This is a genomic window from Achromobacter ruhlandii (assembly GCF_902859695.1).
Taxonomy (GTDB): domain Bacteria; phylum Pseudomonadota; class Gammaproteobacteria; order Burkholderiales; family Burkholderiaceae_B; genus Achromobacter; species Achromobacter ruhlandii.
In genome coordinates, this window is the sequence record NZ_CADIJL010000018.1 from 37177 (window position 1) to 52046 (window position 14870).

Here is a 14870-nt window from a genome sequence, read left to right on the forward strand (position 1 = left end):
ACCAGGCGAGTCCACCCCACCGAGCGTTGCGCCATGAGCCTAGCTGTCGACCGCATGCCTGTCTCCCCCCGCTGCCATCGTTTGTTATTGACCGGCGCCGCCGGCAACCTGGGCCAGGTACTGCGGCCGCGCCTGAAAGCCTTTGCCGACGTCCTGCGGGTGTCGGACGTCGCGGCCATGGCCCCCGCCGCCGACGGCGAGGAAGTCGTGCCCTGCAACCTGGCCGACCCCGCCGCCGTTTCCGAACTGGTGCGCGGCGTCGACGCCATTGTGCACCTGGGCGGCGTTTCCGTGGAACGTTCCTTCGAAGAGATCCTGCCGGCCAACATCCAGGGGGTCTACCACGTGTATGAAGCCGCGCGCGTCCACGGCGTGCGGCGGGTGGTATTCGCCAGCTCCAACCACGTCATTGGCTTCTACGAGCAGGGCGCGCGCCTGGACGCCGATGTGCCGCTGCGGCCCGACGGCTACTACGGCCTGAGCAAGGCCTATGGCGAAAACCTGTCGCGCTTCTACTACGATCGCTACGGCATCGAGACGGTCTGCCTGCGCATCGGGTCGTCGTTCCCCGAGCCGAAGGACCGCCGCATGATGGTGACCTGGCTCAGCTACGACGACCTGACCGACCTGGTGGTGCGTTCGCTGTTCACGCCCAATGTCGGCCACCTGATCGCCTACGGCGCCTCGGCCAACCGCGACAGCTGGTGGGACAACCATGGCGCCGCCGCGCTCGGCTTTGCGCCCAAGGACTCTTCCGAGATATTCCGCGCGCAGGTCGAGGCGCAGCCGCCGCTGCCGGCCGACGACCCCGCCGCGCGTTACCAGGGCGGCGCCTTCGTCAAGGCCGGACCCTTCCCCTTTCCGCCGCGCTGACACCGGCCCCTTCCCACCATGGCGACCTCTGCCGAACGCATCGGGACCGTGCTCTGCGGCGTGGGCGAGAGCCCCGTGTGGCGCGCCGCCGACCAGGCCTTCCACTGGACTGACATTCCCGGCCGCGCGCTGTGGCGCTGGACGCCCGCCAGCGACCGGCTCGATTACTGGACGCTGCCGCGGATGGCCGGCTGCCTCGCCCCGCGCGGCGACGGCTGGCTGCTGGCGATGGAGGACGGGCTGTACGCCTGCGGGCCGCTACTGGCAGGCCAGCCCTGCCAGCCCGAGCCGCTGGCGCCGGTGCGCCACGGCGCGCCTGGCATGCGCTTCAATGACGGCCGCTGCGATCGCCAGGGCCGCTTCCTGGCTGGCACCATGGTCATGGACATGGGCCTGGCCCGCAACGCCGGCAAACTGTACCGCTACGCCCCCGGCCAACCGCTGGAAGCGATCGTCGACGACCTGATCGTGCCCAATGGCCTGGCCTTCAGCCCAGATGGCCGCACCATGTACCTGTCCGATTCCCATCCGACGCGACAGGTGGTCTGGGCCTTCGACTACGACATCGACGACGGTCTGCCGCGCAACCGCCGCGTCTTCATCCCGAAACTGCCGGCCGGCCGGCCCGACGGCGCCGCGGTCGACGCCGATGGCGGCTACTGGATCTGCGGCAACGAGGCCGGCCGCGTCTACCGCTACACCCCGGACGGCCGCCTCGACCGCAGCCTGGAGGTGCCGGCCGCCCGTGTCGCCATGTGCGCGTTCGGCGGCCCCGGGCTGGACCAGTTGCTGGTGACGTCGATCCGCCCCGCCGATGCCGCGCCCGATTCCATCGCCGGCGCCGTCTTCATCCTGCGCCCCGGCGCGCGGGGCCTGGAGGAAACCGCAAGCGCCGGTTAGCACCCGACCGCGGCGCCCCAGGCGCCCACGCACGAGTAGTGAGCAGGTCCGTACACATCGAAGAGCTTCGGGGCCGCAATGGCCCTCAACGAAACGCCGTACTCCCGACCGGAGGTAGACATGTTGCGCCCGACCCTGACCCGCGCCATCCTGGCCGCGGCCGCTTTGCTGACGCTGGTTCCCGCCACCCATGCCGCCGAGCTGCGCTCCGCGGACATCCATCCCGACGATTACCCCACCGTGCAGGCCGTGCGCCAGTTCGGCGAACTGGTCAAGCAGCGCACCAACGGCCGCATCACCGTCAAGGTGTACGCCGGCGGCGCGCTCGGCAATGAAGACGACTCGATCGAGCAGGTGAAGATGGGCGCGCTGGCCATGGCGCGCGTGTCCAGCGCGGCCATGCACAACATCTGCCAGACCACGCGCGTGCCGTCGCTGCCGTTCCTGTTCCGTTCCAAGGAGCATCTGCACAAGGTGCTCGACAGCGAGATCGGCGAACAGATCCTGAAGTCCTGCGAAGCGGCGGGCTTTGTCGGCCTGGCCTGGTACGACAGCGGCTCGCGCTCGATGTACACGCGCAACAAGCCGATCAAGACGCTGGCCGACGCCAAGGGCCTGAAGATCCGCGTGCAGCAGTCGGATCTGTCGGTGGCGATGGTGGAAGCCATGGGCGGCAACGCCACGCCGATGCCGATGGGCGAGGTCTATACCTCGCTCAAGACCGGACTGGTGGACGCAGCGGAGAACAACTACCCAAGCTACGAAAGCGCGCACCACTACGAGGTCGCCAAATACTATGCGCTGACCGAGCACACCATGACGCCGGAAATGCTGATCTACTCCAAGCGCCAATGGGACAAACTGTCGGCCGACGACCAGAAGATCCTGCGCGAAGCCGCGCGCGAGTCGGTGCCCTACATGCGCAAGCTGTGGGACGAGCGCGAGCAGAAGTCGCGCGCGGTGGTCGAGAAGGCCGGTTCGCAGATCGTCGAGGTCGACAAGGCCTCGTTCCAGGCGGCGATGAAGCCGGTCTACGACCGCTTCGTCACCACGCCCGACATGAAAGACCTGGTCGCCAAGATCCAGGCCGTCCAGTAAGGAATCCGCATGTTGGCTACCTCTACCAATGACCCGGATGTCGCGGCGGGGGGCCGGGCGCATGCCCCGGCTGCCCCGCTGGACGCCTTTTCCCGCGGCTGCGCCCGGCTGGCGCGCCTGTGCATGTGGACCAGCGTGTTCGGGCTGGTCTGCCTGATCGTCGCGGTCACCCTGCAGATCGTCGGCCGCCACGTGCTGAACAGCACGCCCACCTGGGCCGAGAGCCTGGCGCTGCTGCTGGTGCTGTACGTCACCATGCTGGGCGCGGCCGTCGGCGTGCGCGACGCCGGCCACATCGGCTTCGAGTCGCTGGTCGACGCATTGCCGCCGGCCGGCCAGCGGCGCCTGAAGGTCTTCATCCACCTGCTGGTGCTGCTGTTCGGCGCGCTGATGGCGTGGAACTGCGCCCTGCTGGCCGAATCCGTGTGGGCCTACAAGATTCCCAACCTGGGCATCTCCAATGGCTGGAAGTACGTGCCCGCGGCCCTCTCCGGCGTCCTGATCGCGCTGTTCTCGGTCGAGCACGTCATCGCCCTGATGCGCAACCAAAAGGTGGTACCGGCATGGCGCTGACCCTACTCTCCTTCACCTTCATGGGCTTCCTGGTGATCGGCGTGCCGGTGGCGTTCGCCATCGGGCTGTCGTCCATCACCGCGATCATGTACGAGGACCTGCCGCTGGCGGTGGCTTTCCAGCAGATGACCTCGGGCATGAATGCGTTTTCGTTCCTGGCCATCCCGTTCTTCATCTTCACCGGCGAGCTGATGCTGTACGGCGGCATCGCCGACCGCATCGTGGCCTTCGCCAAGTCGCTGGTGGGCCACGTGCGCGGCGGCCTGGGCATGTCCAACGTGGTGGCCTGCACGCTGTTCGGCGGCGTGTCGGGTTCGCCGGTGGCGGACGTGTCGGCGATGGGCTCGGTGATGATCCCGATGATGAAGCGCGAGGGCTATCACGCCGACTACGCGGTCAACGTCACTACCCACGCGGCGCTGGTGGGCGCGCTGATGCCGACCAGCCACAACATCATCATCTACACGCTGGCGGCGGGCGGCAAGGTGTCGATCGCGGCGCTGATCGCGGCCGGGGTGGTGCCAGCGCTGATCCTGACGCTGTGCAACCTGGCGGCGGCCTACTTCGTGGCGCGCAGCCGCGGCTATCCCGCCGGCACCTTCCCCGGCTGGCGCATCGTGGCCCGCTCGCTGGTGGCCGCGACGCCGGGGCTGTTCGTGGTGGTGCTGATCATCGTGGGCATCCTGAGCGGGGTCTTCACCGCCACGGAATCGGCCGCGGTGGCCGTGCTGTACGCGCTGGCGCTGACGATCTTCGTGTATCGCTCGCTGACCTGGGACCAGTTCGTGCGCGCCGCCAGCAAGGCGGTCAAGACGACCGGCGTGGTGCTGCTGCTGATCGGCATCTCGGCCACCTTCGGCTACCTGATCAGCTTCTACGGCGTGGCGGAGAAGACCGGCGAGCTGATGGCGTCGGTGTCCACCAGTCCGTGGGCGATCTTCCTGATGGTCAACGTGATCCTGTTCGTGCTGGGCACGTTCCTGGACATGGCCGCGACCATCCTGATCTGCACCCCGATCTTCCTGCCGATCTGCATGCAGTACGGCATGGGGCCGGTGCAGTTCGGCATGGTGATGCTGCTGAATTGCGCGCTGGGGCTGAACACGCCGCCGGTGGGCACCACGCAGTTCGTGGGCTGCGCCATCGGCGGGGTGTCGGTCGGCACGGTGATGCGGACCATCTGGCCGTTCTACGGCGCGCTGCTGGCGGCGCTGGCCCTGGTCACCTATGTGCCGGCGTTCTCGCTGTGGCTGCCGGGGGTGCTGCTGAATTGAAAGGACGCGGCGGGCGAGGCGCTCGGTGTTTGCGTCCGCCCCCGCGCCAACACCGGCCAGAAGAACAGCGCGGCCAGCAGCCACATGAGCGCGGCGGACCACAGCGTCTGGCTCAGGAAGTGCGCGCCCTGCAGGATGCGCACCACGGAAAACCCGACGCCCGCGGCGATGCCGAGCGCCAATCCCGGCCAACGCCAGTCGGCTCGCCCGGCCGCCCAGCCGGCGAAATACAGGGTCAACATCGAATAGCCGGCGCCGGCATGGCCGCTCGGCAGCGCGCCACCCGCCTTGCCGCGATCCCAGGTCCACCAGCTGAGCGGATACGGGGTATATCCGCCCAGCGTGTCCAGGTCGTAGGGCCGCGGCAGCGTGGTGTGATGCTTGAGCTGGGTGATGGCCAGTTGTCCCACGATACAGGTCAGCGCCACCGCCAGCGCCGCCGCGCGCAAGGGGCGCCAGGCGGGGATGCGGTAGCTGGCGGCCGCCACGGCGACGGCGCCCAGGCCGATGCCGATGGGCAGCGCCAGCACCATGCGATGGCCGACCAGCTCCAGCCAGCGGTTGGTATGCAGCGGGAAATCGTCCAGCGCGGGGTTGAACAGGGCCCGCGCGATGGCGAGGTCCAGCCCGGACGCATTGGCCCACCAGGCCAGGCAGGCCAGGATCAGGGTCACCCCCAGCACATGGGTACACAGGTACGAGACGGGCGTCGGGCGCGCGAGCGCGGACGGTAGGGGCGACGACATGGGGGAGCGGAAGGGACGATGGCGACCGGCCGAAGCGGAAAGCTTAGGTGGCCGATAGTCGAAAATTCGTCAAATCCGGCGGCCGGGGCGGTTACTCCCAGGATGGCCGGCAGGCTGGCGTGGCGGCCAGCCCACACGCGGCGCGGCGTGCCGCCCCGGCGCCCCTGCCATCAGGCCGTCGTTGCGCTGGACTCCAGGCGCAGGGTGAAGCGGGTGCCGCGCCGCGGCCCCTCGCGGGAAGAATCGACCGTCAGCGTCCAGCCCTGCATGTCGCAGACCCGCTTGGCGATGGCCAGTCCCAGGCCACGGGCGGTCTCGTCGCGGCCCGCCGTCCCCGCGTCCCGCAGGCGGCCGCTGTAATAGCGGCGGAACAGGAATGGCAGATCGTCGGCCGCGATGCCCTTGCCGTCGTCGCTCAACTGCAGCGCGCCATCCGTCCCCAGCGAAGCCGTGAGGGTGGCCGGCGCGGCATGCTCGACGGCGTTGCGCACCAGGTTGCGCAGTACGGTCAGCAAGGCGTAGCGATCCAGAACGCGGATGTGATCGGGCGGGATGTGGTTGTCGAAACGCAGTTCGGCCAGGCCGGCCTGCGTCTCGTAGCCGCGCCAGGCATCCAGCATGCACTCGGCCAGGTCGACCGGCTCGGGCGGACGCATCTGGTCGCGGGCCATGGCGCGGGCGCTTTCGAGGCAGACGATGACGTCATCGACGTTATCCATCACCCGCGTCAGCCGTTGGCGCTGGTCGGCCGTCAGGTCTTGCGTCAGCAGCATCAATTCGCTGTCGGAGCGGATCGCGGCCAGCGGCGTGCGCACCTCGTGGCTGAGGTTGCCGGCGAATTCGCGTTCGCGCGCAATGGAGCGATCGACCTGGTTCTGTACCCGGTTGAAGGCTTCGATCAGGCGGCCGGCCTCGTCGTCCCGGGTTACCGCCAGGTCGGGCGCCCCCGGCGCCCAGGTCGACAGGCGGTCGGTCAGTTCCAGCAGCGGCCCCACCGCCACCGCCGCCACCCGCCGCGAAAGGGCGTACGCGCCCACCACGCAGATTGCGCCCACGCCCAGCACGATCAGGCCGAAGTCATGTACCCGCTCTTCGTTGTCGGTGGCGTCGTAGAGCAGATAGACCTTGCCGTTGCCGGTGTCGGCCACCATCACGTGCCAGGTATAGGCGCCCGGCTCGACCAGGTGCAGGCCGTTGTCCAACCCGCGGATCTCTTCCGGCATGCCGATCGGCGCCTGGCCGTCGACGCTGAGCCAGGCGCGCATGGAGCCGCCCAGTTCGCGCGCGCCGCGGCGCGGCAGGAACTGGTCGCTGGTGCGCGCGTGCTGCACCAGGCGATCCATTTCGGTATTGAGGATGTCGTTGACCAGATCGTCTTCCATCTGGTCGAACGTCAGGTAGGCAAGCAGCGCCAGCGCCGTCACGAACAGCGCCACGGTGCCGGTCAGCGCCCACACCACCCGCTGGGTCAGGGTGCCGGCTCCGGCGATGCGGCTCATGCGGCGCCTCCGGTCTGCACCAGGCGCCAGCCCGTTCCGTGCATGGTCTCGATTCCGTCAAAGCCAGCGTCCGCCAGGGCGCGGCGCAGCAGGTGGACCTGGCTGCGCAAGGCGTCGGACGACGGCGGTTCACTCCCCCACAGCAGCGCTTCCAGTTCCTCGCGCGATACCACCCGCCCCGGATCGCGCAGCAGCGCTTCCAGGATGAGCGTGGCCTTGCGCGTCAAGTGCACCGGCTTGCCGCCGATCGAGACGCCGCGGCTGCGGGTGTCGTAGCTCAGGTCGCCGAAGACCCGCACGGTGTCCACGATCGCTCCCTTGGCGCGCTGGATCAGCGCCAGCAGGCGGGCCTCGACCTCGAGCAGGGCGAACGGCTTGGTCAGGTAGTCGTCGGCGCCGTGCGAGAAACCGGCCAGCTTGTCGTCCAGGCTGTCACGGGCGGTCAGGACCAGCACCGGCAGCGGCAGGCGCCGCTCGTTGCGCAGCGCGTGCAGCACGGCGTTGCCATCCATGCCGGGCAGGCCGATATCCAGGATCATGGCATCGAAACGCTGTTCCACGAGCCGCTGGAGCGCCGCGGGACCGCTGTACGCCACGTCCGGCAGGAAGCCTCGCGTTTCCAGGAAGGTATACAGGTTGCCGGCAATGATGTGATCGTCCTCGACGATCAGGATCCGGTGATTCGCACCCGCCGCGGGACTGGCCGCCATTGCATCGTTCCTCATGGAAAGAAAGGTTTCGAGGGATCCCGCTCAGGCCTGCAGCACCTTGCCCGGGTTCATCAGGCCTTGCGGGTCGAGTGCGCGCTTGATGCGCCGCATCAGGGCCAGCTCGACCGGACTCTTGTAGCGCGGCAGCTCGTCACGCTTGAGCTGGCCGACGCCGTGCTCGGCGCTGATGGAACCGGCATGCGCGTGCACGCTGTCATGGACCACGCCGTAGATATCGCTTTGCAGGGCCAGCAGTTCGGCTTCGCTCTGACCAGGCGCATTGGCCACGTTGTAGTGCAGGTTGCCGTCGCCCAGGTGGCCGAAAATCACATGGCGCACGCCGGGAAAGCGCGCCTGCAGCAACGCATTGGTCTGGTGGACGAAACCGGCGATGGCGGAGATCGGGATCGAGACGTCGTGCTTGACCGACTTGCCCAGCTCGGCCTCGGCCAGCGGAATGCTCTCGCGCAGATGCCACAGCGCCTTGCTCTGCGCCACGCTGGCCGCGATGGCCGCATCGTTCACCAGGCCCGCCTCGATGGCCTCGCCCAGCACCGTTTCGAACCGTTCGCGCGCATGCGCCTCGCTTTCGCTGTCGGACAGCTCCAGCAGCGCGAACCAAGGCGACGCCGCCGAGGCCCCCTCGAACGGCAGGCGTTGCTGCGGGAACAACCGCACCACCGCCTGCAGGCAATCGCCGCTCATCAGTTCGAAGCCGGTCAGCGCGGCGCCGAAACCGGCGCGGGCGCGCGACAGCAGCTCGACCGCGTTGTCGATGCTGTCCAGCGTCAACAGCGCCGTGCAGGAGGCCACCGGCCGCGGAAACAGCTTGAGCGTGGCGGCGGTGATGATGCCAAGCGTGCCTTCGCTGCCGATGTAGAGATCGCGCAGGTCATAGCCGGTGTTGTCCTTGCGCAGGCCGCGCAGGCCGTTCCAGATCTCGCCCTCGGCGGTGACCACCTCCAACCCAAGAGCCAGGTCGCGCGTGTTGCCGTAGCGCAGCACCTGGGTACCGCCGGCGTTGGTGGCGAGGTTGCCGCCGATGGTGCAACTGCCCTCGGCCGCCAGGCTCAGCGGAAACAGCCGGCCGGCATCGGCGGCGGCCTGTTGCACCGCCTGCAGGATGCAGCCGGCCTCGACCGTGATGGTGTCGTTGTCGGTGTCCAGCGCCCGCACGCGGTTCAGGCGCGCGGTCGACAACACCACGGCGCTGCCCGAACTGTCGGGCGTGGCGCCGCCGCACAAGCCGGTATTGCCGCCCTGCGGCACCACCGGCACGCCATGGCGCACGCACAGTTTGATGGCGTCGGCCACTTCCTGCGTCGAGCCGGGCCGGATCACCGCCAGCGCCACGCCACGATAACGGCGCCGCCAATCCAGCGCGAAAGGCTCGGCGTCGGCGCCGGCCAGCACATGGGGCTCGCCCAGGAGGGACTGCAATTCGCTCAGCAAAGTCATAGACGCCGCACGGAGAGGATCGCGCCGGGCCGCGCCCGGATGCTGTTCAGGGATGGTGCGGACTATTGTAGAGGCAGGACGGGCGCTCAGCCGACGGCCTGGTCCAGACGGGTGCCGGTCAAGCCCGTGCAATAGGCGCGCGAGGCGATGCGGTTCATCAGGAAAGCCCGGTCGACGCCCGCGGGGCCCGGCATTTCGGACAGGGCGCGATAGGCGCGCCGCAGCGCTTCGCCACGGGTGGCGCCGCACACCAGCAGGTGCGTGCACGGCATGTGGCGGTCGGCGCAACCGTCGATGCGCACTTCCAGCGCATGCGCCGCGACCGGCTCGAAATCGGCCACCGCGGCGCCCGAGCGGGGCTGCGAGTCGGCGCGGATCACGCGGAACACGCCGCTGCGGTCATCGAGCGAAAAGGCGACCGTGCCCATGCCCTGCCAGGCGCGATCCCGCGCCACGCTGGCGGCGATGGCGCGCAGGGCGCTTTCGACCGAAGCGGGCAGGTGCGGCGCCGGGCACTCGGCGATCAGCACGCGGGCGTCGCGCCAGACGCAGCGCTCCCAGGCGCGGCCCGTCGCCAACTCGCCCTGGGGCGAGATGAAAACATGGATGTCGAGCCGGCGTTCCCGCCCGGCCGCCGGCCCGGCGAAGTCCGTGGGCGGCCCGCGCCTGCGCCGGGCGCCGCCTGATGACGTGACTGTGGATACTTTGGCTCCCATTGGGCCCCTCCGGTCTTTCTGCTTGCATGACAAGCGTATCACCTTCGGATGACGAGCAAGTTCCATGCCATTGGCCGCCGTCCCCGGGCAGGCCGGCAGGCTGGCCCGCCGGCGCACCGGAACGAGGCATTCCCGCCCGGCTCCGGGCACCAGGCCGGGGCGGCGGGCATGCCCACGACGGCGCCGTCGCGGGCTCGGCCCATACGGCGCCCCTCATTGGAGGATAATTCGAGTTCGTGCCCCGGTTTGCCGGCCTGTATCGGCCTAGGGGTTTACCAGAACTATCCATAGAACAAGGAACCGTCGTGGCCGACAACGCGCAATTTCCCGCCTCCGTCTTCAAGGCCTATGACATCCGCGGCACCGTCCCGGACCTGATCGACGCGCGCTTTGCCCGCTCGCTGGGCGCGGCGCTGGCGGCGGTCGCGCGCGAGCAGGGCGTGCAGACGCTGGTGGTGGGCCGCGACGGGCGGCTGAGCAGCGAAATGCTGTCCCAGGCGCTGCAGGAAGGCATGCTGGAGGGCGGCGTCGACACCCTGGATATCGGCCAGGTGCCCACGCCGCTGGTGTATTTCGCCGCCCACACCATGCAGACCGGCTCCGGCGTCGCCATCACCGGCAGCCACAATCCGCCCAAGTACAACGGCTTCAAGATGATGATGGGCGGCCGCGCGCTCTATGGCGACGACGTGCAGGCGCTGGCCCGGCGCATGAACGGCCCCACCGATGCGCCCGCCGCCCGCACCGGCGTGCGCCGCGAGCTGGACCTGGTGGCGGCCTACATCGCCCGTATCGCCTCGGGCGTCAAACTGGCCCGTCCCATGAAGATCGCGATCGATTGCGGCAACGGCGTGGCCGGCGCCATCGCGCCGCGGCTGTTCCGCGCCCTGGGTTGCGAGGTCACCGAGCTGTTCTGCGAGGTCGACGGCACCTTCCCCAATCACCATCCCGATCCGGCCGAACCCAAGAACCTGCAGGACCTGATCCATTGCCTGGCCACCACCGACTGCGAGCTTGGCCTGGCCTTCGACGGCGACGGCGATCGCCTCGGCGTGGTGACCAAGTCCGGCCAGATCATCTGGCCCGACCGCCAGCTGGTGCTGTTCGCCCGCGACGTGCTCGAGCGCAATCCTGGCGCCACCATCATCTATGACGTCAAGTGCAGCCGGCACGTGGGCCTGTCGGTCGAGGCCGCGGGCGGCGAAGCGCTGATGTGGAAGACCGGGCATTCGCTGGTCAAGGCCAAGCTGGCCGAAACCGGCGCGCCGCTGGCCGGCGAAATGAGCGGCCACATCTTCTTCAAGGAGCGCTGGTACGGCTTTGACGACGGGCTCTATACCGGCGCCCGCCTGCTGGAGATCGTGTCACGCTACAGCGACGCCGGGGCGCCCCTGGAGGCCCTGCCGCAAGACGTCTCCACGCCCGAGCTGAAGCTGGAAATGGAAGAAGGCCAGCCGTTCTCGCTGGTCCAGGCGCTGCAGGAACAGGGCCAGTTCCCGGGCGCCACTCGGGTCATCACCATCGACGGCGTGCGCGCCGAATACCCGGACGGCTTCGGCCTGGCCCGCCCGTCGAACACCACCCCGGTGGTGGTCCTGCGCTTCGAGGCACAGACCGCTGACGCCCTGGCCCGCATCCAGGGCGACTTCCGGCGCGAACTGGCTAAACTGGCCCCTCACGCTATCCTGCCTTTCTAGATTGCCCATGTCTCTACCCAATAGTCCAGCCTGGCGAGCCTTCGCCGCCGCAGCCGCCTCGGCTCCCCTGCACGGCGAACAACTGCGCCTGGTCAATGCTCCTGGACTACGTCTGGATCTGAGCGCGCAGGCCTATTCCCCGGCGCTGCAAGACGCCGGCGCCGCGCTGCTGGCGCAGCAGGACTTCGCTGCCGCGCGCGCCCGGCTGTTCGACGGCGGCGATGCCAACTGGACCGAGCGACGCCCGGCCTGGCACACCGCGCTGCGCGCGGCCCAGCCGCCCGCCATGGTCGCCGCCGCCGTGCTGGCTGAACGCGAACGCGTACGCCAGTTCGTGCGCCAGGCCGATGCCGCCAACCGCTACAGCTGCGTCCTGCACCTGGGCATAGGCGGCAGCGACTGGGGCCCCCGGCTGGTCACGCGCGCCTTGCGCCATGGCGGCTCGCGCCGGGAGGTACGCTTCGCCTCGAACGTCGATTCGCATTCGGTCGCCGACGCCATGAGCCGGCTGGATCCGCACAACACCCTGGTCATCGTCGCCTCCAAGTCCTTCACCACCACCGAGCCGCTGGCGAACGCCGAAGTCGCCATGAACTGGCTGCGCGAAGCCGGCGTGGCCGACCCGATCAAGCAGGTGGTGGCGATCACCGCCAACGTCGAAGCCGCGCTCAACCTGGGCATTTCGCCCGATCACATCTTCCAGATCTGGGACTGGGTCGGCGGCCGCTATTCGCTCTGGTCGGCCATCGGCCTGCCGGTCGCGCTGGCGCTGGGCAATGACACCTTCGACCAGCTGCTGGCCGGCGCCGCCGCCATGGACGAACATTTCCGCCAGGCGCCGCTGGCCGAGAACGCGCCGCTGCAGCTGGCGCTGGCCGGCGTCGTCAACCGCAGCGTGCTGGGCTTCGACTCGCTGGTCATCTCGCCCTACGATTCGCGCCTTTATCACGTGGTGCCGTGGGCCCAGCAGCTCGAAATGGAATCGCTGGGCAAGGTGGCCACCGCCGACGGCAGCCCGGCGGGCGTGCCGACCGGGCCTGCCGTGTGGGGCATGTCGGGCACCGACTGCCAGCACACCTTCTTCCAGTGGCTGCACCAGGACGCCGCGGGCGCGCCCGTCGACTTCATCCTGTGCGAACAGCCCGACCATGCCTATGCGCGCCACCATGAACTGCTGATCGCCAATTGCCTGGCCCAGCGCGCCGCGCTGCTGCGCGGCAAGTCGTTCGACGAGGCGCTGGCCGAGACGTCGCAGGTCGAATCCGATCCGGCGCGCGCCCGCCTGCTGGCGCAGCACAAGGTCCACCCGGGTGGGCGGCCGTCTTCGCTGATCGTGCTGCCGCGCCTGGAGGCCTACACACTCGGCGCGCTGCTGGCGCTCTACGAGCACAAGGTGTTCACGCAGGGCGTGATCTGGGGCATCAATCCGTTCGACCAATGGGGCGTGGAGTTCGGCAAGGCGCTGGCCAAGAACATCATCCGCGAGCTGGACGCGCCCGCCCAGCAGGCGGCGCCGCAGGATCCCTCCACGCGCTTCTGGATCGACGCCATCGCGCGACGCGACTGAGCGCCCCACGGGGCTGCTATGGACAGGACGCCATGACGGGCGAATAATGGCCCGTCGTCCTTTCCCGGAGCGCCCCATGCCTACGCCAGTTCGCAGCACCGCACGGATCCTGGCCGCCTTGGCGCTATGCGCGGCAACCGTCGCGCAGGCGCAGTCCTCCCCCTCCCCCGGCATGGTCGCCGCGGCCAATCCGTTGGCCGCGGCCGCGGGGCTCGACGCGCTCAAGCGCGGCGGCAGCGTGGTCGACGCCGCCATCGCCGTGCAGATGGTGCTGACCGTGGTCGAGCCGCAATCGTCCGGGTTGGGCGGCGGCACGCTGATGCTGGTGTGGGACCAGGCCAGCGGCACCCTGTCCGCGCTGGACGGCCTGGCGGCGGCGCCCGCGCGCACCACCGCCAGCCTGCGCACCGACATCGACGGCGCCACGCTGCCGCTCAAGGACGTGGCCCGGCTGGGCCGCCCGGTCGGCGTGCCCGGCACCGTGCGCGTGATGGCGCTGGCGCACCAGCGCCAGGGCAAGCTGCCGTGGGCCAGCTTGTTCCAGGCCGGCATCCGCAGCGCCGAAGAAGGCTTCCCGATGTCGCCCTACCTGCACGACAGCCTGCAACGGCTGCCGCAGCTGGCCGAGAACCCCGCGATCCGCCAGGTGTTCTACGACGCGCAGGGCCAGTTGCTGCCGGTGGGCGCCACGGTGCGCAACCCGTTGCTGGCCGACGCCTTGCGCAAGGTCGCGGCCGATCCCGACGCCATCAACCACGGCGCGCTCAGTGCCGACATCCTCGCCGTGATCGGCGCCGGCAAGCATCCCAGCCTGATCCAGGCACAGGACCTGGCCGCCTACCGCCCGGTCGAGCGCACGCCGATCTGTGGCCCGTTCCTGTCCTGGAAGGTCTGCACCTTTCCGCCCCCCAGCTTCGGCGGCGTCTCGGTGCTGCAGCAGTTGGGCATGCTGGCCGCGCGCCGCATCGACACGCTGGCGCCGGGCTCCGCCCAGGCCGATCACCTGTTGATCGACAGCGCCCGCCTCGCCCGCGCCGACCGCCTGGCCTATATCGGCGATCCCGACCAGGTCAAGGCGCCGGTCCGGCAACTCATCGCGCCCGACTACGTGCGCCAGCGCGCCACCCTGCTGTCCGGCAAGGCGGTGACGCAGCCGCGTCCCGGCGTGTTCGCAGGCGTGGCGGCGCCCGGCGGCGCCGAGGCCCCGGGCACCACCGAAACCAGCCAGGTCGCCATCGTCGATGCGCACGGCAACGCCCTGTCCATGACCACCACCATCAACCTGAACTTCGGTTCGTGGCTGATGCCGCACGGCTTCTTCCTGAACAACGCCCTGACCAACTTCTCATCGGCGCACGGCAAGGGTGCGCCCAACGCCATGGCGCCCAACAAGCGGCCGGTCACCTCGATGGCGCCGACCATGGTGTTCGATGGCGATGGCAAGCTGGCGCTGGTCACCGGCTCGGCCGGCGGCGGCTATATCGTCGACTACATCGCCCAGGCCGTGGTGGGCACGCTGGCCTGGGGGCTGCGCCCGGCCGATGCGCTGGCGCTGCCGCACGTCGCCGGCAATACCGGCCGCAGCCAGGTCGAAAAGGGCCGGGTGCCGCCGCAGGCGGCGGCGCAACTGGCCGCGCAGGGCCACAAGGTCGAGCAGGTCGAAATGAAAAGCGGCGCCGCCGCGATCCGCGTGACGCCGCAAGGACTGGACGGCGCCGCCGATCCGCGCCGCGATGGCGCCGCGCTGGGCGGCTGAGGC

13 protein-coding genes are annotated in these 14870 nt (G+C 69.5%); 8 read left to right on the top strand and 5 right to left on the bottom strand.

What is annotated here, in order from left to right:
• The first annotated feature begins 33 nt into the window (after nt 1–33).
• From HV742_RS20385 to HV742_RS20405, 5 genes are all read left to right on the top strand, one after another.
• Nucleotides 34–873 carry an NAD-dependent epimerase/dehydratase family protein gene (locus HV742_RS20385; protein ID WP_081330257.1) on the top strand — a complete coding sequence of 280 codons (840 nt, stop codon included), beginning with the start codon at nt 34–36 and terminating at the stop codon, nt 871–873.
• A gap of 18 nt (nt 874–891) precedes the next feature.
• Complete coding sequence (locus HV742_RS20390) at nt 892–1773, top strand: SMP-30/gluconolactonase/LRE family protein (protein WP_175146234.1); 882 nt, start codon at nt 892–894, stop codon at nt 1771–1773.
• A 120-nt stretch (nt 1774–1893) separates the two neighbouring features.
• Entirely contained in the window at nt 1894–2871 is a 978-nt protein-coding gene (locus tag HV742_RS20395; RefSeq protein ID WP_175146235.1) for a TRAP transporter substrate-binding protein, read from the top strand.
• A 9-nt stretch (nt 2872–2880) separates the two neighbouring features.
• Nucleotides 2881–3444 carry a TRAP transporter small permease gene (locus HV742_RS20400; protein WP_082381515.1) on the top strand — a complete coding sequence of 188 codons (564 nt, stop codon included), beginning with the start codon at nt 2881–2883 and terminating at the stop codon, nt 3442–3444.
• A complete protein-coding gene (locus HV742_RS20405; protein WP_049076186.1) occupies nt 3435–4718 on the top strand; it encodes a TRAP transporter large permease in 1284 nt (427 codons plus the stop codon). The genes HV742_RS20400 and HV742_RS20405 overlap by 10 nt, the downstream gene beginning before the upstream one ends.
• Here HV742_RS20405 and HV742_RS20410 read toward each other — a convergent pair.
• From HV742_RS20410 to HV742_RS20430, 5 genes are all read right to left on the bottom strand, one after another.
• Nucleotides 4670–5464 (bottom strand): phosphatase PAP2 family protein, encoded by a 795-nt coding sequence (locus tag HV742_RS20410; RefSeq protein ID WP_175146236.1) that lies wholly within the window; start codon nt 5462–5464, stop codon nt 4670–4672. The genes HV742_RS20405 and HV742_RS20410 overlap by 49 nt on opposite strands.
• Before the next feature lie 170 nt (nt 5465–5634).
• Nucleotides 5635–6963 carry a sensor histidine kinase gene (locus tag HV742_RS20415; RefSeq protein WP_059272577.1) on the bottom strand — a complete coding sequence of 443 codons (1329 nt, stop codon included), beginning with the start codon at nt 6961–6963 and terminating at the stop codon, nt 5635–5637.
• Entirely contained in the window at nt 6960–7673 is a 714-nt protein-coding gene (locus tag HV742_RS20420) for a response regulator transcription factor (protein WP_175146237.1), read from the bottom strand. The genes HV742_RS20415 and HV742_RS20420 overlap by 4 nt, the downstream gene beginning before the upstream one ends.
• Nucleotides 7674–7715: 42 nt before the next feature.
• Nucleotides 7716–9131, bottom strand: coding sequence for an FAD-binding oxidoreductase (locus HV742_RS20425; protein WP_054415012.1), 1416 nt, complete (start codon nt 9129–9131; stop codon nt 7716–7718).
• An 86-nt stretch (nt 9132–9217) separates the two neighbouring features.
• Entirely contained in the window at nt 9218–9847 is a 630-nt protein-coding gene (locus HV742_RS20430; RefSeq protein ID WP_059272579.1) for a BPTD_3102 family carboxylase-like protein, read from the bottom strand.
• 305 nt (nt 9848–10152) lie between these two features.
• Between HV742_RS20430 and HV742_RS20435 the strand changes: the two genes are divergently transcribed.
• From HV742_RS20435 to HV742_RS20445, 3 genes are all read left to right on the top strand, one after another.
• Nucleotides 10153–11544 (top strand): phosphomannomutase/phosphoglucomutase, encoded by a 1392-nt coding sequence (locus HV742_RS20435; RefSeq protein WP_054415008.1) that lies wholly within the window; start codon nt 10153–10155, stop codon nt 11542–11544.
• Between the two features lies 1 nt (nt 11545).
• Nucleotides 11546–13111 (top strand): glucose-6-phosphate isomerase, encoded by a 1566-nt coding sequence (gene pgi, locus HV742_RS20440; protein WP_175146238.1) that lies wholly within the window; start codon nt 11546–11548, stop codon nt 13109–13111.
• 76 nt (nt 13112–13187) lie between these two features.
• On the top strand, nt 13188–14867 hold the full coding sequence (locus tag HV742_RS20445) for a gamma-glutamyltransferase family protein (protein ID WP_254601202.1): 1680 nt from the start codon (nt 13188–13190) through the stop codon (nt 14865–14867).
• The last annotated feature ends 3 nt before the right edge of the window (nt 14868–14870 follow it).